General features: G+C 36.3%; 26 protein-coding genes, 1 tRNA gene and 1 riboswitch. Of the genes, 1 reads left to right on the top strand and 26 read right to left on the bottom strand.

The window, feature by feature from the left end:
• Position 1: 1 nt before the first annotated feature.
• The 9 genes from hemB to HMPREF2767_RS04670 all read right to left on the bottom strand — a co-directional run bounded on the left by hemB (position 2) and on the right by HMPREF2767_RS04670 (position 9,009).
• Positions 2 to 982 carry a porphobilinogen synthase gene (gene hemB / locus HMPREF2767_RS04630; RefSeq protein WP_070622761.1) on the bottom strand — a complete coding sequence of 327 codons (981 nt, stop codon included), beginning with the start codon at positions 980 to 982 and terminating at the stop codon, positions 2 to 4.
• Positions 972 to 1,673 carry a uroporphyrinogen-III synthase gene (locus tag HMPREF2767_RS04635; RefSeq protein ID WP_083302057.1) on the bottom strand — a complete coding sequence of 234 codons (702 nt, stop codon included), beginning with the start codon at positions 1,671 to 1,673 and terminating at the stop codon, positions 972 to 974. The genes hemB and HMPREF2767_RS04635 overlap by 11 nt, the downstream gene beginning before the upstream one ends.
• Positions 1,651 to 2,574, bottom strand: coding sequence for a hydroxymethylbilane synthase (hemC, locus tag HMPREF2767_RS04640; RefSeq protein ID WP_040928670.1), 924 nt, complete (start codon positions 2,572 to 2,574; stop codon positions 1,651 to 1,653). Before hemC ends, HMPREF2767_RS04635 begins: the two co-directional genes overlap by 23 nt.
• A gap of 7 nt (positions 2,575 to 2,581) precedes the next feature.
• Positions 2,582 to 3,931 (bottom strand): glutamyl-tRNA reductase, encoded by a 1,350-nt coding sequence (gene hemA, locus HMPREF2767_RS04645; protein ID WP_070622762.1) that lies wholly within the window; start codon positions 3,929 to 3,931, stop codon positions 2,582 to 2,584.
• Positions 3,932 to 4,031: 100 nt separating this feature from the next.
• Positions 4,032 to 4,619: a ribosome biogenesis GTP-binding protein YihA/YsxC gene (gene yihA / locus HMPREF2767_RS04650; protein ID WP_070622763.1), complete on the bottom strand. Its 588-nt coding sequence runs from the start codon at positions 4,617 to 4,619 to the stop codon at positions 4,032 to 4,034.
• Positions 4,620 to 4,668: 49 nt separating this feature from the next.
• Positions 4,669 to 5,925 carry an ATP-dependent Clp protease ATP-binding subunit ClpX gene (gene clpX / locus HMPREF2767_RS04655; RefSeq protein ID WP_070622764.1) on the bottom strand — a complete coding sequence of 419 codons (1,257 nt, stop codon included), beginning with the start codon at positions 5,923 to 5,925 and terminating at the stop codon, positions 4,669 to 4,671.
• A 114-nt stretch (positions 5,926 to 6,039) separates the two neighbouring features.
• A complete protein-coding gene (tig, locus tag HMPREF2767_RS04660) occupies positions 6,040 to 7,332 on the bottom strand; it encodes a trigger factor (RefSeq protein WP_070622765.1) in 1,293 nt (430 codons plus the stop codon).
• 77 nt (positions 7,333 to 7,409) lie between these two features.
• Positions 7,410 to 8,405, bottom strand: a complete 996-nt coding sequence (locus tag HMPREF2767_RS04665; RefSeq protein WP_070622766.1) for a hypothetical protein — start codon at positions 8,403 to 8,405, stop codon at positions 7,410 to 7,412.
• Positions 8,398 to 9,009: an NUDIX domain-containing protein gene (locus HMPREF2767_RS04670; protein ID WP_070622767.1), complete on the bottom strand. Its 612-nt coding sequence runs from the start codon at positions 9,007 to 9,009 to the stop codon at positions 8,398 to 8,400. Before HMPREF2767_RS04670 ends, HMPREF2767_RS04665 begins: the two co-directional genes overlap by 8 nt.
• Positions 9,010 to 9,082: 73 nt before the next feature.
• Positions 9,083 to 9,127, top strand: a riboswitch (PreQ1 riboswitch).
• Between the two features lie 5 nt (positions 9,128 to 9,132).
• On the opposite strand from HMPREF2767_RS04670, the gene HMPREF2767_RS04675 reads away from it, so the two are divergent.
• On the top strand, positions 9,133 to 9,591 hold the full coding sequence (locus HMPREF2767_RS04675) for a QueT transporter family protein (protein WP_068129359.1): 459 nt from the start codon (positions 9,133 to 9,135) through the stop codon (positions 9,589 to 9,591).
• A gap of 36 nt (positions 9,592 to 9,627) precedes the next feature.
• On the opposite strand, the gene HMPREF2767_RS04680 is transcribed toward HMPREF2767_RS04675, so the two are convergent.
• The 17 genes from HMPREF2767_RS04680 to pheS form a co-directional block, all read right to left on the bottom strand.
• Positions 9,628 to 9,837, bottom strand: a complete 210-nt coding sequence (locus HMPREF2767_RS04680) for a hypothetical protein (RefSeq protein WP_068129357.1) — start codon at positions 9,835 to 9,837, stop codon at positions 9,628 to 9,630.
• A gap of 143 nt (positions 9,838 to 9,980) precedes the next feature.
• A tRNA-Arg gene (locus HMPREF2767_RS04685) sits at positions 9,981 to 10,054 on the bottom strand.
• Positions 10,055 to 10,139: 85 nt separating this feature from the next.
• On the bottom strand, positions 10,140 to 10,619 hold the full coding sequence (locus HMPREF2767_RS04690; protein WP_246828766.1) for a metallophosphoesterase family protein: 480 nt from the start codon (positions 10,617 to 10,619) through the stop codon (positions 10,140 to 10,142).
• Positions 10,620 to 10,627: 8 nt separating this feature from the next.
• Positions 10,628 to 11,218: an RdgB/HAM1 family non-canonical purine NTP pyrophosphatase gene (rdgB, locus tag HMPREF2767_RS04695; RefSeq protein ID WP_070622769.1), complete on the bottom strand. Its 591-nt coding sequence runs from the start codon at positions 11,216 to 11,218 to the stop codon at positions 10,628 to 10,630.
• A gap of 9 nt (positions 11,219 to 11,227) precedes the next feature.
• Positions 11,228 to 12,028, bottom strand: coding sequence for a glutamate racemase (racE, locus tag HMPREF2767_RS04700; protein ID WP_070622770.1), 801 nt, complete (start codon positions 12,026 to 12,028; stop codon positions 11,228 to 11,230).
• Complete coding sequence (locus tag HMPREF2767_RS04705) at positions 12,018 to 12,464, bottom strand: MarR family winged helix-turn-helix transcriptional regulator (protein WP_070622771.1); 447 nt, start codon at positions 12,462 to 12,464, stop codon at positions 12,018 to 12,020. The genes racE and HMPREF2767_RS04705 overlap by 11 nt, the downstream gene beginning before the upstream one ends.
• A 91-nt stretch (positions 12,465 to 12,555) precedes the next feature.
• Positions 12,556 to 13,317 carry a succinate dehydrogenase iron-sulfur subunit gene (gene sdhB, locus HMPREF2767_RS04710; RefSeq protein WP_040928684.1) on the bottom strand — a complete coding sequence of 254 codons (762 nt, stop codon included), beginning with the start codon at positions 13,315 to 13,317 and terminating at the stop codon, positions 12,556 to 12,558.
• A gap of 18 nt (positions 13,318 to 13,335) precedes the next feature.
• Positions 13,336 to 15,081, bottom strand: a complete 1,746-nt coding sequence (sdhA, locus tag HMPREF2767_RS04715; RefSeq protein WP_070622772.1) for a succinate dehydrogenase flavoprotein subunit — start codon at positions 15,079 to 15,081, stop codon at positions 13,336 to 13,338.
• Positions 15,082 to 15,094: 13 nt separating this feature from the next.
• Positions 15,095 to 15,706 (bottom strand): succinate dehydrogenase cytochrome b558 subunit, encoded by a 612-nt coding sequence (locus tag HMPREF2767_RS04720; protein WP_068129345.1) that lies wholly within the window; start codon positions 15,704 to 15,706, stop codon positions 15,095 to 15,097.
• A 92-nt stretch (positions 15,707 to 15,798) separates the two neighbouring features.
• Positions 15,799 to 17,583, bottom strand: coding sequence for an excinuclease ABC subunit UvrC (gene uvrC, locus HMPREF2767_RS04725; RefSeq protein ID WP_070622773.1), 1,785 nt, complete (start codon positions 17,581 to 17,583; stop codon positions 15,799 to 15,801).
• A gap of 54 nt (positions 17,584 to 17,637) precedes the next feature.
• Entirely contained in the window at positions 17,638 to 17,952 is a 315-nt protein-coding gene (gene trxA, locus HMPREF2767_RS04730) for a thioredoxin (RefSeq protein WP_040928688.1), read from the bottom strand.
• Positions 17,953 to 18,129: 177 nt separating this feature from the next.
• Positions 18,130 to 20,451, bottom strand: coding sequence for an endonuclease MutS2 (locus HMPREF2767_RS04735; RefSeq protein WP_070622774.1), 2,322 nt, complete (start codon positions 20,449 to 20,451; stop codon positions 18,130 to 18,132).
• Positions 20,452 to 20,457: 6 nt separating this feature from the next.
• Entirely contained in the window at positions 20,458 to 22,149 is a 1,692-nt protein-coding gene (polX, locus tag HMPREF2767_RS04740; protein WP_070622775.1) for a DNA polymerase/3'-5' exonuclease PolX, read from the bottom strand.
• Positions 22,150 to 22,195: 46 nt separating this feature from the next.
• Positions 22,196 to 22,723, bottom strand: coding sequence for a CvpA family protein (locus HMPREF2767_RS04745; protein ID WP_070456726.1), 528 nt, complete (start codon positions 22,721 to 22,723; stop codon positions 22,196 to 22,198).
• Between the two features lie 3 nt (positions 22,724 to 22,726).
• Positions 22,727 to 22,984 carry a cell division protein ZapA gene (locus tag HMPREF2767_RS04750; RefSeq protein WP_040928696.1) on the bottom strand — a complete coding sequence of 86 codons (258 nt, stop codon included), beginning with the start codon at positions 22,982 to 22,984 and terminating at the stop codon, positions 22,727 to 22,729.
• A gap of 119 nt (positions 22,985 to 23,103) precedes the next feature.
• Entirely contained in the window at positions 23,104 to 25,503 is a 2,400-nt protein-coding gene (pheT, locus tag HMPREF2767_RS04755) for a phenylalanine--tRNA ligase subunit beta (RefSeq protein WP_070622776.1), read from the bottom strand.
• Entirely contained in the window at positions 25,490 to 26,542 is a 1,053-nt protein-coding gene (pheS, locus tag HMPREF2767_RS04760) for a phenylalanine--tRNA ligase subunit alpha (RefSeq protein ID WP_070623020.1), read from the bottom strand. Before pheS ends, pheT begins: the two co-directional genes overlap by 14 nt.
• Between the last annotated feature and the right edge of the window lie 252 nt (positions 26,543 to 26,794).

The following is a 26,794-nucleotide window of genomic DNA, read 5'->3' on the forward strand; positions in this document are numbered from 1 at the left end:
GTTAAATTGCTCCTTCGTTAATTTTTTTACATAAGTCTTTTGCAAAGTACGTAATAATCATATCCGCACCTGCACGTTTAATAGATAACATTTGTTCTACGATAACATCTTCATCTAGTAAACCTTGTTCGATCGCATTAACAGTCATCGAGTATTCACCACTGACGTTATATGCAATGATTGGTAAATTCGAATTGTTTCTCACGTCACGGATAATATCAAGATATGAGAGTGCAGGTTTTACAATCATCATATCTGCACCTTCACGTGTGTCACTCTCTAACTCTCGTAATGCTTCTAAACGGTTTGCCGGGTCCATTTGATATGTTCTTCTGTCACCAAATGATGGTGTAGATTCTGCTGCATCTCTAAATGGACCATAAAACTTAGATGCGTATTTAATACCGTAACTCATAATCGGAACATGATAAAACCCTGCATCATCTAATCCTTTACGAATCTCTGTAACAAAACCATCCATCATGTTTGATGGTGCAATAATGTCTGCACCAGCTTTTGCTTGTGAAACAGCTGTTTCAATTAAGAGAGGTAATGTTTTGTCATTATCAACGTCTTTCGTGTTTGGATCGATGACACCACAATGTCCATGATCTGTGTATTCACATAGACAAGTATCTAAAATAACAATTAAATCAGGATATAATTTTTTAGATAGTTTACATGCCTCTTGAACAATCCCATTTTCATCATATGCACCACTACCAACGTCGTCTTTATGGTTTGGCACACCGAAGAAAATAACCGATTTAATACCGAGTTCATAAACTTCTTTTAGTTCTTCTTCAAGTAAATTTAACGAGATTTGGTAAACACCTTTCATCGATGGAATTTCTTTTTTTACGTTATCACGTTCCACGACGAAAATCGGATAAATTAAATCGTCTTTACGTAATGATGTTTCTCTCACTAAATCTCTCATAAATTCTGATTTTCTTAATCTGCGATGTCTATCAAATTTCATTTTGAAACTCCTTTTCCATTTCGTTAATCATACTTTCTAATGTCGCTTCTTTTGGTATCTTCGTTTTTACACCGTAAGATAATAAAGCACTTTGAGTGACGTGCCCAATAGAAATTACTTTTAAGTCTGTTAAGTCTTCTCTATTAAAATGCTCCATAAAAGCGTGGACTCCAGACGGACTAGAAAATGTGATACCGTCAATATCACATAGTATACGTTTTAACTCTCTTATCGTAATATCATTCGATGCGGGAGCATATAACGGTAAATCCGTTAGTTCTGCACCTTCACTTATAAAGTAATCTCGCATAATTGAACGCTTATCTTTACTCGCTGGATAAAGTACACGCATTCCCTTTTCCACTTTAAACTCTTCTTTAAACCCTTCTTGCGTATAATCACTCGGTTCAAAGTCAACGTGGAATCCTGCTTCGACGAGCGTTTCTGACGTCGTTTTACCAATAGACGCGATATGTTTTACATCGAGCATATTTAACTCGTCTTTAAAGAAACGGACGGTGTTTTTACTCGTAATTACGGCGTAATCATATTGTTTATTTAATATCGATTTATCATACGGTAATTTTTTAAACGTAATAATCGGTAGATGAATTAAATCTAAAGATGTTTCGACATCTCTAAAATGACTTTGAGTAACGACGACTCTTTTATTTATTTTTGTTGATTTCATCAATAATTTCTTTTGCACCGATTTTTTCCATTTCGTCAGCAACTAAATTACCGAGTACAACCGGATCGTCTCCAGATTTTTTAACGAGAAACTTCTCATTACCATCTTCACTCATAATGAGACCAGTTAAATATAATTCACCATCTACAAATTGTGCATTTGCTCCGATTGGCACTTGGCAACTACCGTCCATTCGTTTTAAGAATGTACGCTCTGCTGTCGTTTCAGTTGCTGTTTCATCGTGGTGAATCGTCTGTAATATTTCGTGCATTTCTTTATCATCTTCACGAATTTCTACGCCTAATGCGCCTTGCGCAACTGCTGGTATAAATTCTTCAGGATCAAAGTATTCAGTGACGACATCATCACTCCAGCCCATACGTTTTAAACCAGCTGCAGCGAGGATGATCGCGTCATACTCACCGTCACGCATCTTTTGAATACGCGTGTCGATGTTTCCACGTACCCAGTTCACCGTAATATCATCACGCATTTGTTGAAGTTGAGCTGCACGACGTAAACTTGACGTTCCGATAATTGAACCTGGTTTTAAATCTTTAAATGACACATTTCCATTCGATAAAAATGCGTCACGTCTATCTTCACGAACTGGTACAGCTGAAAGTTTAAACCCTTCTGGTAATTCACTCGGTACGTCTTTTAACGAGTGTACTGCCATGTCAATATCTCCAACTTTTAGTGCGTGTTCGATTTCTTTAACGAATAGACCTTTACCACCAACTTTACTTAATTGACGGTCGACAATTCTATCTCCTTTAGTTACGATTTCTTTTACTTCAAAGTTTACTTCTGGATTCTTTTCTTTTAACGATTCAATTAATTGCATCGTTTGAGTTTTTGCAAGACCACTACGTCTCGTCCCGACTACAACTGTTTTCATGATTGGCCTACTTTCTCACATTTTGTTTTTCTTTTCTTAGTTTTTCAATCGCTTGTAACGATTCATAATGTCTTTTATGAATATCTTCAACGATAGATTCAATACCAAAAATATGTTCCAGCTCTGTTAACTGTACTGCGCCTTTACGTTCATCCGCGAGTTCTTTCGTGTACGTAATAGGATCACGTAACATTTGGTTAATAATACTTTTCATATGTTTAGATATAATCGTCTTTTCACGTTTAGTTAAATCTGGTAACTTATTCGTGATGCTTTCAAACGTCGTTTCATGTATGTTTAATGCTTTCGTACGCATTGCTTCGATTACAGGTCGTACACCTTGCATTTCAACCCAGTTTAAAAATTCTTGAATTGATGTGTCTATCATCGCTTTAATTTTTTTAGCTTCTTCTTTTCTCTTTTTTAAATTATCATCGACAATTCCACTTAAATCATCGACATTATAATGATGGACGTTATTTACGTTATTAACATTTGGATCGATATCACGCGGTACAGCGATATCAATAAGTATGAGTGAACGCTCATCATCGACGTTACGGACTCTTTTAATCATTTCTTCAGTAATGATAAAGTTCGGTGCACCTGTACTTGAGATGACGATATCTGTATCTTTCAGTGCATCTTCTAATTCGTCCATCGGTCTAAATTGCCCTAAATAACGTTCTGCGAGTTGTTTGCCGTTATCTCTGTTACGGTTTACAACTGTTACATCACTCACACCATTAGACGTTAAGTTTAATAACGTTTCTTCTGACATTTCTCCCGCACCAAGTACGAGAACTTTAACATCTTGAATATTTGTAAAAATCTTCTTAGTGAGTTCTACTGCTGCATATGACATAGACACGGCATTTTTAGAAATATCTGTTTCACTATGTCCGCGCTTTGCGATTGTGATAACCTCTTTGAATAATCGATTAAAAATCTTGCCAGTCGTATGTTCTTCTTGTGCGAGTATAAACGCATCTCTAATTTGACCTAAAATTTGCGTTTCACCGAGCACCATTGAATCTAACCCTGCAGCAACCCGGTATAAGTGATGAATTGCTTCATCGTTCACTTTTAACTCTGTCACGTTTTTAACAGTTTCTAGTGGTATGTTAAAATACTCACTTAAAAAGTTTCTCGTGTAATAAGATCCTGTATGCACTTGATCAGTCACGACATATAATTCTGTTCGGTTACACGTTGAAAAAATTACCGCTTCTAATATGCTTTTTTGATCACGTAACGTATGAAGTGCTGGTACGATATCATGATCACTAAAATTAAGTTGTTCACGTTCATCTACGCTTGCTTTTCTATAGTTTATACTAAGTGCAATAACATGCATTTAGATTGCCCCTTACTTACTAATTAAATATTTTCACTTATATAATAGTATCAAATATAGGACCTTCTTTGAGTGTTTTGCCTCAATGTTCAATAATTTGTTAGATTCTCTCCTCAATTGCATCGAGCACTTTATCTACATTGTACTTCTCAGTTGAAGAAAATGGGATAATGACGTCTTCAGGTTCTAATTCTAATTCTTTTTTGATAATTGATACGTGTTTTTGTAATTTACTTTTAGGTAATTTGTCTGATTTAGTTGCTACGACAATTGTTGGTATATCGAGTTGCTTTAAAAAGTCATACATTAAAACGTCATCGTTTGTCGGCGGATGACGTAAATCGATAATTTGAACACACGCATGCAACGTCTCTCTATGAATAAAATAATTCTCTATCATCGATGCCCATTTTTCACGTTCTTTTTTAGATTGCTTTGCGTAACCATAGCCTGGAACATCGACAAATACGAATTGATTATCCGCATTATAAAAGTTTAACGTCACCGTTTTACCTGGTTTACTTGAAATTCTCGCGATATTTTTACGTCCACATATCGCATTGATAAAACTCGATTTACCGACGTTTGAACGCCCTGCCATCGCTATTTCTGGTAAATTTGTTTCAGGATATTGCTCTTTTGCTACTGCCGATATTAAAAATTCAATTTTGTTTGGATTTAATTCCATTTACTCCACCTCTAAAAAAAGGCCGTCTTATAAAAGACAGCCTAATAAATTATGCACTCTGTTCATTTAAGTGAATTTCGTTACCCTCAGCATCATATACTAAAGGATCTGTTTCATTCACAATCGTATCTTTCGTAATTTTAACTTTAGAAATATTATCATTTGACGGTACGTCAAACATAATGTCTACCATACGCTCTTCGATAATTGAACGTAATCCACGCGCACCTGTTTTTCTTTCTATCGCAAGTTTCGCGACCGCAACGAGTGCATCATCATCAAATTCTAACTCAACATCATCAAGTTCAAGCATACGTTTATATTGTTTCACTAAAGCATTTTTTGGTTCTGTTAAAATTGAAGTCAGTGCGTCTGTATCGAGCTCTTCTAAATTCGCTATAATCGGCACACGACCAATAAACTCAGGAATTAACCCGTAGCTTTGTAAGTCGTCCGGACGAACTAATGCCATTAACTCTTCATTCATATCGACATTTTCTTCGCCGCTACCAAATCCAATTACTTTCGCACCAATACGGCGTTTAATAATCTCTTCAATACCATCAAACGCTCCACCGAGGATGAACAGAATATCTTTCGTATCGATTTGAATCGATTCTTGGTTTGGATGTTTACGGCCACCTTGTGGTGGTACACTCGCAACTGTTCCTTCTAAAATTTTAAGTAATGCTTGTTGTACCCCTTCACCGGAAACATCGCGTGTTATTGACGTATTTTCACTTTTACGAGCAATCTTATCGATTTCATCGACGTAAATAATTCCTTTTTCAGCACGCTCAATATCATAATCCGCTGCTTGGATTAAACGGAGTAAAATATTTTCAACGTCATCTCCAACGTAACCCGCTTCAGTTAAACTTGTCGCATCCGCAATCGCAAACGGTACTTCTAACGTACGTGCTAGAGTTTGTGCGAGTAATGTTTTACCTGAACCTGTTGGTCCAATTAAAGCGATGTTACTTTTAGAAATTTCTACATCGTCATCACTTTCATGGTTAATACGTTTATAGTGGTTATACACCGCAACACTAAGTGCACGCTTTGCTTTTTCTTGTCCGATGACATACTCATCAAGCGCTGCTTGAATTTCACCTGGTTTTGGAATCTCAGTTAAAAATTCTTGTGGTGCGTCTTTTAATTCTTCTTCTATTATTTCGTGGCATAATTCAATACACTCATTACAAATGTAAACGCCACTTCCTGCGATCAGTTTTTGAACTTGATCTTGGTTTTTACCACAGAAACTACATGTTAGATCTTGATCATCTTCGTTAAATTTAAACATGTATACACCGACCTTTCGCTCTTACGTATATTACTATACTATACCGACTCTTTCAAATAAATTGTATTGATAAAAAAACTCTATACACATCCATGTATAGAGCTTTTCTTGATTTTATTGTTTTCTGTTATCTACTAAGAACTCAATTGCTTTTTGGTTTTTAATATCATTTTCAATGACAGATAAATCACCGAGTACTTTTTTGATGTCGTCTTTTGCCATTTGGAATTGGTCTGCTAACTTTTGTAATTCGTTATCGACATCTTCTTCAGTCGCTTCAATGTTTTCAGCTTGTGCAATTGCTTGTAAAGTTAAACCAGTACGTACACGTTTAAACGCGTCGTCTTTCATTTGCTCGAGTAAGTCTTCTTTCGTTTGACCAGAGATTTGCTCGAACAACTCTAAGTTTAACCCTTGTTGAGCAAGACGTTGTTCGTATTCTTGAAGCATTCTTTGTTGTTCACTTTCAACCATTGCTTCAGGAATTTCCATTTTCGCATTTTCAGCTGCTTGAACAACGAGAGATTCTCTTAATTCATAATCTCTTTCTTGTTCTTTAAAGTTCTTTAAGTCTTCTTCGATTTGTTTTTTAACTTCGTCAGCTGTTTCAACGCCTTCAAAGCCTTCTAATTCTTCTTTAACAAATTCGTCAGTGAGTTCTTTTGCTTCTTTTTCTTTTACTTCGTTTAATTTTACTTTAAACGTTGCGTCTTTACCTTGAAGTTCTTCTGCTTGATACTCTTCTGGGAAAGTAACTTCTACGTCTTTTTCTTCTCCAGCTTTAAGACCGATTAACTGATCTTCAAATCCAGGAATGAATGTACCACTACCGATTTCAAGGTCGTGTCCTTCCATTTCTCCGCCTTCGAATGCATCTCCATCAACGAAGCCCTTGAAGTCGATGTTTGCAACGTCACCTTCAGCAACTTCGCCATCTTTAACGACAAGCTCAGCATATTGACCGAGTAACGCTTCGATTTGTTCGTTTACATCGTCTTCAGATACTTCGGCATCGATTTCTTTACCTTCAAGTCCTTTGTATTCACCAAGCTCTACTTCTGGCTCTACAGTCACTTCTAATTCAAGTACTAAATCTTTGCCTTTTTCAATTTCTTTAACATCAACGCTCGGTTGATCGACTGGTTTAATACCTGTTTCATCAATCGCTTTGCTATAAGCGCCTGGTAAAACGATATCTAAAGCGTCTTGATATAATGATTCAACGCCAAAGCGTTTTTCGAACATTTGACGAGGAATTTTACCTTTTCTAAATCCAGGTACTTGAATATCTTTTTTTACTTTGTTGAATGCTTGGTCTAAAGCTTTGTCAAAATCTTCAGAAGGTACTGTAATTGTTAATGTACCTACGTTTCCTTCTTTCTTTTCCCAAGTTTGTGTTTGAGACATAATCATTTCCTCCGTTATTTTACATTTTAATTAACCTATTCATTGTAACATAATCGATTTTTCAATAAAAGTATCGACTACTTATGAATTTCTTTTTCAATTTTTAGTATCCAATCCGCCACAAAACCATTAAACGAATGCATGGGTAATTCGTTGTTTAACATTTTTGTATACGATATAAACCCTTTTGCTAGTTCTTTAGGTGTGAACGGCACTTTAAGAGGATACCATAGTAAACTAATGTTTAAAAATATTTCAATCGCTTGTTGTATGCGTTCCTCGTGGTCAAAGCGAAGCTGACCCTCTTCGACGATCCAACGAATCGTCGGTTCAACTTTTGCAGATTTCTCAAATTGTTTAAATTCACTCGTATGTGCATCAAACGTTTCACCAAATTTTTCTAGATGAATGACACCGTCATACTCTATTTCTTTTAAATAAATGACCATCAGTGATGCTACACTCATATCTCTTTCCGATTGAAGTAATTTATAAACATCATCACCATATGTCTCATCTTTTAAATCGATTAAATGCTCAACCGCAGCGATGACAAGTGTCGGATTTTCGGCGTTTAAATACTCATCTATATCAATATCTACCGTATTAAACACTTCATCATTATTTTCATTTGGTTGCGTCATCGTATTTCTTTTCTTTAACTCTTCTGTCGCATAATGTTTGCAATGTGTCGCAAATTGTATAAGTGAGGCTGCCATCCCACTCTCTTTACCTGTCACAGTAACGATATTAGACCATTCGAGTAATTCTTCATATAACTCTAAATTGAATAACGCTTGAAGGATCATGTTCAAATGAAGTTCCGCTTCATCGCGTGACACTTCTTTCGTTTGAAAACAAAGCTGTGCGTATTTATACATTTTTTCATATTCGTTTTTTTGAATTAACACATCATAATACATTTCGACTAAAGTGATATTTGTATGTTCTATTAACGTGTTATATTCAGCAAATCTATCTATAAAAAAATCAAAATCATTATCATGATAGAGTGCTTTTAAATCACGTTCGATTTTTTTAATAAACCGTGGGTGTGATGTTAAATTATTCATATAAATCACGAATGATGAGTTCACTCCACGTTTCGTAGTTTCCTAACTCTTTTAACTCTTCTCTTTTTGACCATATAAGTTGTAGCGTGTCTTCTTCATTCGTAAATACTTTTTCTTTGTCGACATTTACTTTAAATACGAGTCCAATATGGACACGTCCGACTTCGTTTGTATCATCGTTAATTAAACCGATTAGTTCAAAGGCGTTTAAGTCTTTCTTTTCTAAGCCAATTTCTTCTTGTAGTTCACGCGATGCGTTTTCAAACATTTTTTCTTTAATGTTTTCTTCAGATTCAATATCATTCATATGTCCACCGACACCGATTGAATGAAGTCCATGTAGACGAGATTCACCGCCACCTGTTAAACGTTTATAAACGAGCGTTTCATCTTCACTTTCAACAATCGTATATGATACGAGTTGTTTATACGACTCGTCTTCTTCCATATCTCCACGGCGTTTAATTTCATAGTCATCTAACGTCTTCGTGATTTCATTAAAACGTGCATCAGATTGACTTAAAAAACCGTTAAACGCATGTGCTTCATCATTAAATAAATCTTTTCTATTTACTACTAAAATCATTTCATCAAATTTACTCATCTATATACTCCTAATCTTTTACTGTCTTCATTATACTATAGTAATTTTTAATGTGTTTTGCTATAATTTCACATTGAAACAGGTTCGAAAACTTCCCTGTATAAAAAACTAAGGAGAATTACAATGAAATTTACTTCAAAAGATCTTGCAATTAATGCATGTATCGCCGCTTTGTATGTCGTCTTAACGACAATTAACCCCATCGGTCACGGAATGATACAAGTCCGCGTGTCAGAAATGCTCGCTATTCTTCCGTTTATAAACCGAAAATTTATACCTGGAATGATCGTAGGTGTAACAGTTGCAAACTTCTTTTCACCACTCGGGTATATCGACGTTCTTGTCGGAGTAGGATGTGCGGTCGTTTCGTATACAATTAGTTACTTTATTAAAAACTTATGGATAAACGTCGTACAATACGCAGTTGTATGTGGGCTTATCGTATCACTCATGCTGAAATCTGTATTAGGGATACCATATTGGCCATCAGTCATCGCGATATTCATATCGACATTAATCGTTGGTATGATTGGTGCAGTCATATTTAATGCTCTAAAAGAAAGACTAAAATTAGTAGATTAATATAAGCAGTAAAGCACCCAATATTATGGGTGCTTTTTAAATATACCAATTCACAACTTCTTGATTTTCAATTTTAGCAATTATATACGCCTCTTTATCGTAACCGTCGTATTCCATACCACTTACAGACATATAAATTTGCCCTTCATTCGGTTGATAATAAATGTCATAAGGTTCATCTCTAAATTCTTCATCCATACTGACTAAATCTTCGTTAATCAATAAAATAATATGATTTTTATCCATACGTTAAACTCCTTTATATACTTTTTTAATACGTGTATATCGTATACCCAACATAATCAGTAAAGTAATCTTTCATGAAGTATAAATAAAGGTATTTAAGAAAATAAAAAAGCCTGTAACTTTGAAGTTACAGGCTTTAATTACGTCCCGGGAGGGATTCGAACCCCCGACCGATGGCTTAGAAGGCCATTGCTCTATCCAGCTGAGCTACCGGGACCTATCAATGAACACAATAACCATTATAATAAATAGCACGTCTAAATGTCAACATGTTTTTTTATAATTATACGTGTTTCATTGATTCACTCGAGTTCGACTTGTTTTAACACTTCTCCGTCTCTTTTATAAAACGTTACGATTTTCTCTTCAGTGTCTAATACTGCATATGTTTCTGGCTCAGAACTTCTAGAAGCGGATATTGATCCTGGGTTTATACAGTAAACGTCATTAATTTTTTCTACTTTAGCGATATGCGTATGACCATATAACGCATAAATTGCACCGAGTACTTTCGCTTTTGAAGCGAGTAAATTTCGATCACGATTTACGTGGTATAAATGACCGTGTGTAAAATAAATAAGTCCGTCATATAATTGTTCAGTTCTAAAACTCATATCATAATCCGTATTTCCTTTAACATACTCATACGGTTCGAGTAGAGCATCTTCTGATGATAGTTCGCTATCACCGAGATGGATGTATAGATCAGCATCTATTTCTTTAGGCAATTTTTCAATCATTGTCTTTTCTCTATGGTTATCACTGACGATTAATACTTTCATTATTTCACCTAACTTTGAAGTCTATTAAATAAGTTTTCATCTTCTAATAACTTGTCGATGGCACGTTTTCGATGGGAAATCTCAGATTTTTCATCTGTCGATAGCTCGCCAAACTTTTTACCATCTAACGTTTGAAAGAGCGGGTCGTATCCAAATCCATTAGTGCCAACTGGTGCTTCTAATATTTCACCGAATACAACGCCCTCATACGTATACGCTGTTCCATCCGGAAATGCGACCGCAATAACAGAAGTAAAGTATGCGGATCTGTTTTCTTCACTTTTCATTAATTGTAATAACTTTTCGTTATTTTCTTGATCTGTCGCGTCATCTCCAGCAAAACGTGCAGATCTTACTCCTGGAGCACCTTCTAACGCTTCTACTGATAATCCTGAATCGTCACTGATTACAGGTAGATTCGTACGTTTTGCACCTTCTAATGCTTTTATTAAAGCATTATCTTTAAACGTTTCACCATCTTCTACAGGATCAAAATCTTCTAAAATAGATTGAATCCCAACAACTTCGAACTGTTTAAAAAATGATTTGAAATCATTAATTTTACCTTTATTACCACTTGCAATTACTATTTTGCTCATAAAATACTCCTATAATTGTACTGATTGAATCGTATATTTAAAATTCGGCATCCATTCGTTTAAAATTTCTTCGAATTGTTGATGGTCACCGTGAACGTAAATCTCGTGTATGATCTCATCGTCGTTTGAACTGAGTAACTCTTTAAACTCTAGTAACGTACTGACGTCTCTCGCAGTCTCTAATCCAGAATCGACGATATGTTTTTTATTTGAAAAATAATCATCAATCGCCTGTTTGATTAGCGGATAATGAGTGCAACCGAGAATTACTGTATCTGCATTTGTGTCTTTAACGCTCTTTAATGTCTCGTGAATTACATTATCTCGTATATCAGCATTTTTATAATTAAATGCCTCGATGAGTGGTACAAAATCTGGACACGCATGCTCTGTGACGATTGCTGATTTATTAATCTTTTGTATCGTCGACTTATATTTATGTGAAAGCATCGTACCTCGCGTAGATAAGACGAGAATATTGTCATTGTCTGAAATTTGTAATGCACGTCTTGATCCTGGTTTAATAACACCGATGACTGGGATATCTATCATCTTTCTAATTTCAGAAATAGCGAGAGCAGTCGCTGTGTTACAAGCAATGATAAACAGCTTTATATCTTTACGACTTAAAAAATTATATATTTCTTTCGTGAACGATAACACTTCTTCTTTCGATCGTTCGCCGTACGGGCATCTTAAACTATCCCCAAAATATACGATCTTTTCTCTCGGTAGTTGTCGTACGAGTTCTTTTACAACTGTTAATCCACCAACCCCAGAATCCATGACTCCGATCGCCTTATTGTTCATATGACATCGACTCACTTTTACTAATCATTCGTTTAAGTAGAGTGGATAACATTTCTTTCTCATCTTCAGTAAAATCACACGTAATTTCTTCGATAAACTGTACGCGCTTTTTAATAACTTGAGACAATAGTTCCGTACCCTTTTGTTCGATTTTTACGAGAACGACACGTTTATCTTTATGACCACGCTCTCTACGTACAAAACCACTACATTCAAGTTTGTCTATAATATCCGTCGTTGTCGAATACGCAAGATCTAACTTTTTAGCTACCTCTCCGATCGTTTGACCGTTCGAATCACTCACCCATTGTAGTGCGATAAATTGAATTTTTGATAGCTTATATTCTTTTAATATTTCACGTCCATACAGCCTTACTTGCACCGATAAATGCCTCAATGATTTTTCAATCGATGCACTATTCATATTTAAAGGCATACTTATCCCCACCTTAACCTATATGGCTATATTATACATGAATTAAAAATTGAAATAAAAAAAGATGTGTCGAAACACATCTTTTTGTATATTATTCTACTTCATGGTCACTACCAAAGAATGATTTAAACATATGGAATGTCGTTTCTCTTTGCATAGAAGCGATAGACGTTGTTAATGGAATACCTTTTGGACATGCTTTAACACAGTTTTGTGCCATACCACATTCAGATACTCCACCTTTGCCCATTAACGCATCTAATCTTTCGTCTTTGTTCATTCGTCCTGTTGGATGTAAGTTAAATAGACGAACTTGTGAAATCGGTGCTGCACCGATAAAGTCAGATTTGTCGTTTACATTTGGACACACTTCTAAACATACACCACAAGTCATACATTTAGAAAGTTCATATGCAACTTGACGTTGTTTTTCAGGCATACGAGGACCTGCACCAAGATCGTATGTACCATCGATTGGTACCCATGCTTTTACACGTTTTAAGCTATCGAACATACGTGAGCGGTCAATTTGTAAGTCTCTAACGACTGGGAATGTGCTCATCGGTTCTAACGTGATTGGTTGCGTGTACTGGTCAATTAGCGCAGTACATGATTGGCGTGCGTTTCCGTTAATAACCATTGAACACGCACCACAAACTTCTTCTAAACAACTCATATCCCAAGTGACTGGTGTTGTTTTTTCTCCTTTAGCGTTCACAGGGTTTCTTTGAATCTCCATAAGCGCACTGATGACGTTCATATTTGGTCTGTAAGGAATTTCAAAGTCTTCCCAGTAGCTTTGTGATTCTGGGTTTTCTTGGCGTTTGATTTTTAATTTAATAGTTTCTGCCATTTTAATACTCCTCTCAGATTACTTAGTATAGTCACGTACGCGTGGTGGGATTAGGCTTACATCAACGTCTTCATATTCAAAACGTGGTGCTTCCATTGGCCCTTCGTAATACGCTTTTGTAGTTTTAAGCCATTCTTCATCGTTACGGTCAGGGAATTCTGGTTTGTAGTGTGCACCACGAGATTCGTTACGGTTTAATGCACCGATTGTAATTACACGTGCTAACACTAACATGTTCCATAATTGTCTTGTGAAGAATGCAGCTTGGTTACTCCACTGCTTCGTATCGTCCATATTAATGTTATGATATCTTTCCATTAATTTAACGATTTCTTTATCAGTTTCAACTAATTTTGCGTTTTCTCTAACAACTGTTACGTTGTTTGTCATTAATTCACCAAGTTCACGGTGTAATTGATATGCGTTCTCTTCACCCTTCATGTTAAGAATGTTTTCCCAGCGATTTTCTTCGACTTTTACTGCTTCATCAAAAATTGCACTATCTAACTCTTCGTAAGTCGTTTCTAAAGAGTTCACATAGTCGATCGCATTAGGTCCAGCAACCATACCACCGTAAATTGCTGATAATAATGAGTTTGCGCCAAGTCTGTTTGCACCGTGTTGTGAATAATCACACTCACCTGCTGCAAATAAACCAGGGATGTTTGTCATTTGATCGTAATCTACATATAAACCACCCATTGAGTAGTGTACTGCTGGGAAGATTTTCATCGGAACTTTACGTGGATCGTCTCCAGTAAATTTCTCATAGATTTCGATAATACCACCAAGTTTAACGTCTAACTCATGTGGATCTTTATGAGAAAGGTCTAAGTAAACCATGTTTTCTCCGTTAATACCTAACTTTTGATTTACACATACATCAAAGATTTCACGCGTCGCGATATCTCTTGGTACGAGGTTTCCGTAGTTTGGATATTTCTCTTCTAAGAAATACCAAGGCTTACCATCTTTGTATGTCCAAACACGTCCACCTTCACCACGTGCTGACTCACTCATAAGACGTAATTTGTCGTCACCAGGAATTGCGGTTGGGTGAATCTGGATGAACTCACCGTTTGCGTATACTGCACCTTGTTGGTACACGATTGACGCTGCTGATCCAGTGTTAATCATTGAGTTTGTCGATTTACCAAAGATAATACCAGGTCCACCTGTAGCCATAATAACCGCATCAGCACCGAACGAACGAATTTCACCCGTTTTGATGTCTTGAGCAGTAATACCACGTGCACGACCTTCATCATCTTTAACAATACCTAAAAATTCAAAGCCTTCGTATTTTGTTACTAAACCTTCAACTTCATATTTTCTTACTTGCTCATCAAGTGCGTATAATAACTGTTGACCAGTCGTTGCACCTGCGAATGCCGTACGGTGATATAACGTTCCACCGAAACGACGGAAGTCGAGTAAACCTTCTGGCGTACGACTAAACATAACGCCCATACGGTCGAGTAAGTGAATAATTTTTGGTGCTGCTTCAGTCATTGCCTTAACCGGTGGTTGGTTGGCTAAAAAGTCTCCACCGTACACCGTATCATCAAAGTGTTTATAAGGTGAATCTCCCTCACCTTTTGTATTTACGGCACCGTTAATTCCACCTTGTGCACATACAGAGTGTGAACGTTTAACTGGAACAATTGAAAATAGATCAATTTGTGCGCCGCTTTCTGCTGCTTTTATCGTTGCCATTAGACCTGCAAGTCCACCCCCGACAACGATAACTTTATTATTTGCCATTAGTGACACTCCTTTAAATAAATGCGAATAATGTTTGAACGCCGATGAATCCAACAATTACAAAAACGATAATCGCAACATAGCTCATTATTTGCTGAGATTTTGGTGATTGTGTAATTCCCCATGTAATCATGAATGACCATAATCCGTTTGCAAAGTGGAATACGACCGCAAGAACACCGACTACATAGAATACAAACCAAAATGGACTACCGAGAATATCTGCCATCATATCAAAGTTTACTTCAGCACCTAGTAGTACTTGGAAACGTGTTTGATAGACGTGAATCGCAATAAATACGAATGCAATAATTCCCGTAATTCTTTGAATAAGGAACATCCAGTTTCTGTATGTACCGTATCGACCTACGTTGTTTTTTGCAGTAAATGCAATATACACACCGTAAATACCATGGAATAAAATCGGTAAGTAAATGACAAATGTTTCAAGAACTAAAACAAAAGGCAAGTTACCCATGAATCCAGCAGCCGTGTTAAATGCTTCTGGTCCACGTGTTGCGAAGTTGTTGATAATTAGGTGTTGAACTAAGAACACACCAAGTGGCACAACTCCAAGCAATGAATGCAATCTTCTCACAAAAAAGCTCGAATCTTGTTTAGACACTATTGTCCCCCCTAACCAAATTAACAAATCATAGTGTTTGCTTTATATTTTACGACTCATTATCAGTTAAATCAAGACACTATAAATCCTTTTCAGCTATTATTGTTAAGTTTTTCAACAATTGCTTCTGAAACGCTTTGGGGAATCCCAATTCTTTGGAAATCTTCAACGGATTTTGTCCTCATATTTTCAACTGATCCAAATGCACGTAACATCGCTTGTTTACGCTTTGGACCAAGCCCTTTAATATCGTCTAACGCAGAACGAAATGCTGTTTTTTTACGCGTATTTCGATGGAACGATATCGCAAAACGGTGCACTTCATCTTGTATACGTTGTAGTAAATAAAACGTTTGTGAAGTCTTTTTTAAAGGAACGATTGCTGCAGTTTCTCCGTATAACAACTCTGCTGTATTATGTTTGTCGTCTTTTTTCACGCCAGCCACAGGAATAAATACGCCGAGCTCATCTTTTAAAATACTTTTCGCAGCGTTCATTTGTCCGATACCTCCGTCTACGATAATGAGATCCGGAAGCGGTAAACCTTCACGTAATACACGGCTATAACGTCTGCGAATCACTTCTCTCATCGATTCGTAATCATCTGGTCCTTCAACCGTACGAATTTTATATTTTCTATATGACTTTTTATCTGGCTTTCCGTCAATAAATGTGACCATCGCACTGACAGGGTCTGCGCCTTGAATGTTCGAGTTATCAAACGCTTCGATATGCCTTGGTGTTTCAATATTCAGTACGTCTCCAAGTGTTTCAATCGCTTCTGTCGTCCGTCTTTCATCTCGCGCGATAATTTCAAAGCGACTTTTAATTGCAACTTCGGCATTTTTACACGCTAAATCAACCATTTCACGTTTACCCCCGCGTTTTGGGGTGATTGTTTTCATCGGTAATGCTTTATTTAAAATCGATGGATCGATTGATACTGGTAGGTGAACTTCTTTTGGTTTTAAGTTCGAATCTAGCTCATAGAACTGAAAGACGAAACGGTTAAATTCTTCGTCGACTGTATCATTCATTGCAAACATTTCTGCTTTTTTTTCAATCAGTTTACCGTTACGAATTAGCAAGACACTAACTGCCATCCAACCTTTATATGTGTAAAATCCGAACACATCTCTCGCTGTCATATCGCTCGTTAACATATTTTGTTTTTCCATAGTCGCATTTATATGATGTATTAAATCACGATATTCTTTCGCACGTTCAAACTCTAATGATTCTGCTGCATTTTGCATTTTATTTTCAAGTTCAGATATGACTAATTCAGTGTCACCGTTTAAAAAGTTTGTAATACCTTGAATCATTTTATCATTTTCTGCTTTTGTTACTTCATACACACATGGTCCTAGGCACTGCCCAATGTGGTAATACAAACATAATCTATCCGGCATCGTATCGCATTTTCGTAACGGATAAATCCGGTCGAGTAATCGTTTTGTTTCATGTGCACTATAAGCGTTTGGATATGGACCAAAATATTTACCTGTTCGTTTATTAACAGTACGTGTAACGAGTAATCGTGGATGTCGTTCATTCGTAATTTTTATAAACGGATAACTTTTATCGTCTTTTAATAAAATGTTATAGCGTGGTTGATGCTTTTTTATTAATGTATTTTCTAGTAATAATGACTCAACTTCAGAATCTGTGATAACAAAGTCAAAATCGACGATGTCACTCACGAGTCGCATTGTTTTTTCATCGTGTGCACCTGTAAAATATGATCGTACACGATTTCTTAAGTTTTTAGCTTTACCGACGTAAATAATTTCATCGCGCTTATTTTTCATTAAATAACAGCCAGGTTCTTTTGGTAACACCGAAAGTTTTAACTTTAACTGTGAATCTTTTTCCATAAGTAATCCCTCAATTGATATAAAAAAAGCCGCTTATCGCGGCTCAGTCGTATATTATAAGTGTTTTTCGATTAATGAAACGAGTTGCTCTTTTGGTTGGAAGCCAACAACTTTGTCTACTTCTTCTCCATCTTTCATAAGAATTAAAGTAGGAATAGACATAACGCCGTAATCAGCTGCAGTTGCTTGGTTGTCATCCACGTTTACTTTAAGGATGTCTGCTTTACCTTCAACTTCTGTTGCTACTTCTTCTAGTACTGGTGCAATCATCTTACATGGTCCACACCAAGGCGCCCAAAAGTCTACAAGTTTTACACCTTCGCTAATTTTTTCTTTAAAATCTGAATCATTTACATCATAAATTGCCATAGTATTATGCCTCCAAATTGTATTGTAAATATATTATAACAGTTTTTTTTATATAGAAAAATATTATGCTTATTGAAATACAGTTAAATATAATATCCCTGCAATAAACATAATCACTGCAAATGTGATCAGTACTTTTGCGAGCTTATACATATCAAAATTATCCATATTTAGCACCTACTTCATCGTCACAATCGTTACGCCAAATCCACCTTCTGACGGTAAACCTTGTCTAAACGATTTTACTTTACTATGTCTTCTAAGTGTTTTTTCAACTGCCTCTTTTAAAGCACCTGTCCCTTTACCGTGGATGATTTCAACTTCATTTAAATTCGATAACACGACTTGATCTATATAACGGTCAAGTCGAATGACCGCATCTTCATATCGCTCTCCGCGTAAATCCAGTTTATTCGGAACACTTTGTCGACTTACTTTTCTAGAAATGACCGGTTTTACTTTTTTCTCTTTACGCTTTTTAAGCTCGTTACGTGGGATTTTCATCTTAATTATACCCATTTGAACAGTGACCTCGTCACCATCGACTTCGATGACATCACCTTTTTGTCCGTACGATAAAACATCGACAGAATCACCGACATGAAGTTCTGTATTATCTTCTGAAGTAACCTCTTTTTTAATATCTTTTTCATAATAGCTATCTGTTAATGCCTTTTTAGCTTCGATAAGTTTATGTGATTCGATATTATCAACACCGAGAGACTTCATGAGCTCTAGCTCTTCGATAATTCCAGATGCTTTTCTTTCTGCATCTTTAATGATGGTATTTGCTTTATCTTCAGCCGCTTCAATGAGTCGAGTTTTCTGATATTCGTAGTCTGCCATAAATCCGTTTAACGTTTTATGAATATCTTTAGTTTCTTTTAATAATTGATACGTTTCTTCCTCATGGATTCTCGCAGATTTTGTATGTCGTTCTAACGACTCGATCATTTCGTTGATTTCAAAGTTATCTCTTCCGGACAATTCTTCAGCACGACGTATGACTGAGGAATTTAACTTTAGTTTTTCTGAGATTTTAAATGCGTTTGATTTACCTGGAATACCGATCATTAAACGGTACGTTGGTGACAATGTGTCGACATCAAATTCCATCGACGCATTGATTACGTCTTCACGGCTATATGAAAACGACTTTAACTCTTTATAGTGTGTCGTTGCTATCGTTTTAATATTTTTATCGAGTAAAAATTCTAATATGCTGATCGCGAGCGCTGCCCCTTCTTCTGGGTCCGTTCCTGCACCGAGCTCGTCTAAAATAACTAAACTGTCTTTTGTCGCAACGTCTAATATATGACTAATATTCGTTAAATGACTTGAAAACGTCGATAACGATTGCTCGATAGACTGCTCGTCACCAATATCCGCATAAATACTATCAAATACTGGGAGTCTTGAGCCGTCTAACGCTGGAATTGGAATCCCACTTTGAGCGAGCGCTGCACATAAACCAATTGTTTTAATCGTAACAGTTTTACCACCAGTGTTTGGTCCTGTAATAATGACCGACAAATCACCGATATGAATATCGTTTTTTACAACTTCATCGATATCAATCAGTGGATGATACGCCTTTGTTAAATGGAGTTCTTCATCTTCACTTATAATTGGAATTGTTCCGTTTATAGCATTACCGTATTTCGCTTTCGCGTGCACGAGATCTAAATGATGAAGTATATCATCGATAAGAATTAACGATTCTGCTTCTAATACAACTCTCTCTGTAAGTTCAATTAATATCTTTTCTACTTCAACATTTTCTTGTTCACGTAGTCTCGCAATTTTATTTGATAATTCGACGATGGCCATCGGTTCAATGTATACCGTCTGACCTGTCGCACTTACGTCGTGGACGATACCACGCACTGAACTTTGAGAGTCTGCTTTAACTGGAAGTACAAACCTATTATTTCTCATCGTAATAATTGAGTCACTTAAATGCTTGCTAGATTTTCTTAAAATGTCGTTTAAGCGCGTACGAATTGAACTTTCTTCACGTGTAATTTGTTGACGTATTTTTAATAATTCGTTTGACGCGTGATCTAATACGCCACTTTCATCGATTGTACTCGTAATTTCTTTATAGAGGGCTTTATCTTCAGGGAGTTGTGACGTGTAGCGTTCAATTGACTGAAGTTCTATTTCGTTTTCTTTAAATGATTCGATCACACGATTCAACGTATCTTTACGATATAAGTTACTTTTAATTTTTAAAAACTCATCGACCGTTAACACACTACCAATTTGAGCACGTTTTACATAGCCTTTCATGTCTGAAATGCCTGCCATCTCTAAGTTTTGATGGCGTAAAATCGTTAAAATATCATCTGTTTCAGCAAGGTTTTCTTTTACTTCTATTACAGACGTTTCAAATAATTTAGGAGATATTTTACTTTTCGTTTTTTCACTCATTGCATACGATTTTACTCGCTCTAAAATTTTGTTAAATTCTAGAGCGCGTATTGTACGTTCATTCATTTCTTATCACTTACCATCTTCTATAAATTGTTTAAATTCTTTTCTAGACAACGTGTTTAACACGTTTTTCTTATTTACTTGACCTTTTTGAAGTGTTGCGATGCCGTATTCCATAAACGCTAAATGATCGATATGATGCGCGTCTGTATTTACTGTTAACATGATATCTTTTCCATAAATAGCGTCGCTCGATAAATCTAAACGATTCGGATTCGCATTCACTTCTAAAATAGTACGCGTATCTTTTGCGATTTGTAACAACTCTTCCATATTAACATTATAGCCGTCACGTCGACCAATTAACCGCCCTGTTGGATGCGCGATGTGTCTGACATATGGATTATGCATTGCACATTTTAGTCGGTGCATAATTTCCTCTTCAGTCTGATTGAAGTTAGAGTGAATGCTCGCAATGACGTAGTCGAGCGATTTTAATATATCATCTGAATAATCGAGTGTTCCGTCACTTAGAATATCCATTTCAGTACCTGCATAGACGTCAATTTCATCATATTCATCGTTAATTTTACGTATTTCTTCGATTTGTTTTAGTAAACGCTCTTCACTTAACCCATTTGCAACGGGTAAACTTTTTGAGTGATCAGTAATGATGATATACTCGTACCCACGCTCTATACATGCTTCAACCATCTCACGTATACTATATGCACCATCACTATACGTCGTATGCATATGAAGGTCTCCCTTAATATCATCGAGCGTAATAATCTCACTCATATTAACGTCTACTTCAGAACCAGTTTCACGCATCGCCGGCGGAATATACGATAAATCAAAGTGTTTATAAAACTCCTCTTCACTATCAAACGTTAAAATTTCTCCGTTACTTTCGACGCCGTATTCATTAATTTTTTCGTTACGTGATTTTGCGATTTGTCGCATTCTCACGTTATGATCTTTACTCCCTGTAAAGTGCTGTAACGTAGAGTAATATTCGTCACCTTGAACGAGCCTAAAATCTACTTGTATATTGACTAAACCTTCCGTATATTGAATCGAAACCTTTTTATCCCCTTTAGTGATAAACGACTTAAAAAAGGATGCGTCTTCAATGTCTTTTATGAATTCGTGACTGTCACTTAACTGAACGATAAAATCAATATCCCCACTCGTTTCTTTGAACCTTCTTGCACTACCTGCGATGTCAAAGCGTTCGACATAATTTAATGAAGATAAAAAACTTTCAATGTTTTTTTGTATCGTCATGACTGTAGATATTGGATGGCGCTTAACATCACTTAACGAAATCAGACCATTTAGTATATTTTCTTCGGTCTTTTTACCAAACCCAGGGAGTTGTTGAAGTTTGCCGTCCCGTAAAAACCGTTCGAAGTCATCTAAATTGTCGATACCTGTCTCTTCATAAATCTTTGCGACTCGTTTTGCACCGAGCCCTGGAATTTTTGTCATATATGTTAACCCGACAGGTGTACGTTCTTTTAATTCGTTTAACACTGTACTTTGATTCTTCTCTAAATATTCTTCGATTACTTCTTTTGTCGATTTACCGATACCTTTTATCCCGTCGAATGATTCAATTTCAGAAAGTGCGCGCGGATCTTTTTCGAGCGCTGCTGCTGCTTTTCTATATGCAGAAACTTTAAATGAGTTTTCTAAATTTAATTCTAAATACGTTGCGATTTCTTCGAGCATACGTATAATATCTCTTTTTGTCATCTGTATACCTCCATAAAAAATAGGGCCACTCTGGCCCTACTATAAGCTATATTTGTGACCAGTCTTTTAACTTGCCAGAAATAAATAACGTATGGTCGATTATAAACGTCGCTAAGCTTGAGTTACCGACCATCTGTTGTAGTGTTGTTGATGGAACTGTCCCAATGAAAAATAAAACGATCGCTAAAATGTACAGACATTCAATAATTCCTAACACTGTTCCAACAATTTTACTCGTTTTTCTATCAAAAATAATTTGATTGATGTAGTCAAATACACTAATCACAATCTGAATTATAATTTTTGACACGATAAAAATAATTAAAAACGCAGAAATATAATAATATGCTTGTTCTAAATTCGCAATATCATCAAAGACGATATTGTTTACTTCAGAAAGGCTAGATGGGTACGGCATAATTAGATCGAGTCGGTCTCCGAGCTGTTTATAATTGAGTCGCGCAATAATAATGGCTGATAACGTACCGAAGAAATGTAAAAACTGAAGGATGCCTCCACGTCTATAGCCTACAATTCCACCAATTACGATGAGTATAATAATTAAAATTGTCATAGACTATTCCTTTGACTCTTTTAATTGCTTTAAGACATCTTCATACTTTTCTTCGAGTTGTAAGTAATCATCCATTAAGTTTACACACGTTAACACTGCTTTACGATGTAAATCTAAACCAGCATTCATACGTGCAACTTCACTTATTTTTTCATCGACCGCTTCAGCAACTCGCTCTAAGTATTCTCTATCATTTGCACCGACTAACGTATATTCATTATTGTAAATTTTAACAGATACTCTATTCTTTTTATTTTCCATAGTACTCTCTCTTTTTCATCAATAATTCATTTAAATTTATTTTAATTATACTGAAGGATGTGCGTATTCACAACAAATCTAATTAAATCATTGAAAAAAGAGGCAAATATGCCTCTTTATTATTCACGAATCGTAAATCCTTCTGCTTCTAACTTTTCAATAATTGGATCATGTGCTTCTTTTACATCACTGTCTTTTAAAGTGTCTTCTTTATTGAGATAAATTAAATGTAATCCGATCGACTTTTTATCGTCGTCAATATGTTCGCCTTCGTACACATCAAATGGATATACATCGACTAAATAATTCGGACGTAACGACCAGATTAAATCGATAATCGATTGAGACGTAATCTCTCTCGGCACTTCTAGAGCGATATCTCGAGAAATCGAAGGGAATTTAACGATTGGTTCGTACTCAATTGATGCACTATTGTCTAAAATATATGCGAGATCAATTTCAGCAACTGTCGTTTGTCCTAAGTCATGTGTTTTACGATACGTCGGATGAAGCTCACCAATGACTCCAACATTAACGTCATCTAAGAAAATGTGAGCACTACGACCTGGATGTAGTTCCTCGTAGTCTTGCGTCGCTTCAAATCGTACAGAACTTAATAAATTAAACTCTGTAAAAATTGCTTCGACAATTCCTTTAACGTGATAGAAGTCCGGTTCGTGTGTTGTTTTTAACCATTTCGTGTCATTTACTTTACCTGTCGATAAAATTGCTAACTTTTGAATCTCATCTGGTAACTCTGTTTGACCATTTGATTTAAATACATTTCCAATTTCAAAAATTTCAACACGCTCTTGCATACGGTTCATATTATATGTCGCGTTATCAACGAGGTGTGGGATAAGACTCGTTCTTAACACTGAATGCATTTCACTCATCGGCATGCTAAGTTTTAACCCTTCTTTTAACGGTGTAAATAAACCGATATTTTCTTCACTCGTTAATGCGTAGTTAATCGTCTGACTATAGCCATTTGACATTAACAATTCACGCATACTTCTCGTTTTCACTTGCGAATCTGTTAGTTGACCCGGCGTGATTTTACTATATTTCGGTAATGTTGAAGGGATATTATCATAACCATAAATACGTGCGACTTCTTCAGAAATATCTTCTTTAATTTTTAAATCGTCTCTTCTAGACGGGATATAACACGTTAACTCATTCTCACCTTCGACTTTAATGCCAAGTCGGTTTAAAATTTCTTTAACCTCATCAGAACTTAGAGATAATCCAAGTCGTTGATTTAAAAAGTCGACTGAAGTCTTAATTGTCGTATCCTCTAAATCTAACTGTCCATCAGATATAATTTTTTCCTCTACCGTTCCGCCTGCGTACTTTTCAAGTAAATGTGCCGCACGGTTTAATGCTTTTAATACAAACACGTGCGATACGCCTTTTTCAAAACGTTGTGATGCCTCACTACGTAGGTTTAAGCGAGATGACGTTTTACGGACATTGACCGGATCAAATAGCGCAGATTCAATAACAACATTTTTCGTGTCATCTTTAACTTCAGAAAAGTCTCCACCCATTACGCCTGCGAGGGCGACTGGCTCTTTACCGTTCGTAATGACGATATCTGACTCTAACAGTTCACGTTCTTTTCCGTCAAGAGTCGTCATCGTCTCACCATCTTTAGCATAACGCGTTACAATTTCTGTACTACCAATTTTATCGTAATCAAACATATGAATCGGTTGACCAAATTCTAATAATACGTAGTTAGAAATATCAACAACGTTATTAATTGGGCGAATTCCAGACTTAATTAAACGCATCTGCATCCATAACGGACTCGGTTGAATCATTACGTCTCTAACGACACGCGCACCGTAATAAGGAACGCTTTCTTTATCTTCAATCGTTACAGATAATTTTGAAGCTGACTCGTGTTCTTTAAACGTCTGATCCGGTTCTGTCACTTCTCCACCAAATAGTGCGCGCGCTTCATACGCACTACCTATCATTGATAACGCATCTTTACGGTTTGGTGTGAGATCATACTCTAAGACGTAGTCATTTAAGTAAAGTGCTTCTAACGCATCTTGTCCGACTGTCACATCTTCATTCTCACTAAAGATGAAAATACCATCTTCATATTTTTTAGGCGTTAAATCTTTCTCTATACCGAGCTCTTCTAAACTACAAATCATACCGTGAGATTCTACACCACGTAATTTTGCTTTACGGAGTTTAAGTCCTGGAATTGTGCCGCCAACTTTTGCAACGATGACGTAAACCCCTGCTTTAATATTTGGTGCACCACACACAATTTGTACTGTTTCGTCCCCGATATTCACTTTTGTGACGTTCAATTTGTCCGCATCAGGATGCTGCTCGCATTCTTCAACGTAACCGACAACTACGTCTTTTACTTCTTCTCTATAATCGATAATGTTATCGACTTCAATACCGCTTCTAGTAATCTTTTCACTTAACTCGTGTTTTGAAACTTCTAGCGGGATAAACTGATCTAACCATTCTTTAGATACTCTCATGTTTAACCCCTCTTTCTTCAATATATTTAAACTGTTCTAAGAATCGTAAGTCGTTTGTATATAAATGACGGATATCTTCAACACCGTAATATAACATCGCCATACGGTCTGGTCCCATACCAAAAGCAAATCCGCTATATTCACTACTATCAAATCCGGCCATTTCTAATACGTTCGGGTGCACCATACCAGCACCTAAAATTTCAATCCATCCGGATTGTTTACAAACGTTACATCCTTTTCCGCCACATTTAAAGCACGATACGTCAACTTCAACACTCGGCTCAGTAAATGGGAAGTAACTTGGACGTAATCGAATTTCACGGTCTTGACCAAAAATTTCTTTTAAGAATAATTCGAGTGTCCCTTTTAAATCTGCAAGAGAAATATTTTTGTCGACAACAAGTACTTCAATTTGAGTAAATTGATGAGAATGAGTCGCGTCATCACTATCTCGGCGATACACTTTACCAGGACAGATAATTTTAATAGGTCCTTTACCTTTAGCTGCATTTAATACGCGTGCTTGTACTGGTGACGTATGTGTACGCAGTAGTGTTTCGTTAGAAATATAAAACGAATCTTGCATATCACGTGCTGGGTGAGATTTAGGTAAGTTTAAAGCTTCAAAGTTATAGTAATCACTTTCAACTTCATAACCTTCATACACTTCATAACCGAGACCGACAAAAATATCTTCGATACCGTCGATAATATGTTGAAGCGGATGTTTTCCACCGATTGGACGTTGTCTTCCTGGTAACGTAACATCAATCGTTTCATTTTCTAATTTTTTCTTTAGTAAACGTGCTTCAAGCTCTTCAATACCTTGCTCTAATTTTTGTTGAATTGATTGACGTAGCGCATTGACGCTTTGTCCGAATTCCTTTTTCTCTTCATTTGGAATGTCTTTCATATGTTGCATTAACGTCGTGACAGTTCCTTTTTTACCTAAAAATTTAACGCGTAAATCGTCGAGTTGTTTACGATCCGCGGCATCTTCAAATAGCGATTCAAATTTTTCTTTAATCGCTTGCATATCGATGTCTTTATAACTCAATACTTTCACCTCATTTATTTTTTCGCATAAAAAAACTCCATCCTATAACAATAGGACGGAGTTCCGTGGTACCACCTAAATTCCTGTTAAACAGGCTCTCTCATTTGATAAGGAAATGACCCTTTAACTTCATCTGTTAGGTGAACCCTGACTATAGTATGAGAATACTTCCACCAATCGTATTCACTCTCTGGTCATACTAACGTTGTCATTTATGCCTACTTCGCTTGA

The organism is Nosocomiicoccus sp. HMSC067E10 (assembly GCF_001810835.1).
GTDB classification, from domain to species: domain Bacteria; phylum Bacillota; class Bacilli; order Staphylococcales; family Salinicoccaceae; genus Nosocomiicoccus; species Nosocomiicoccus ampullae_A.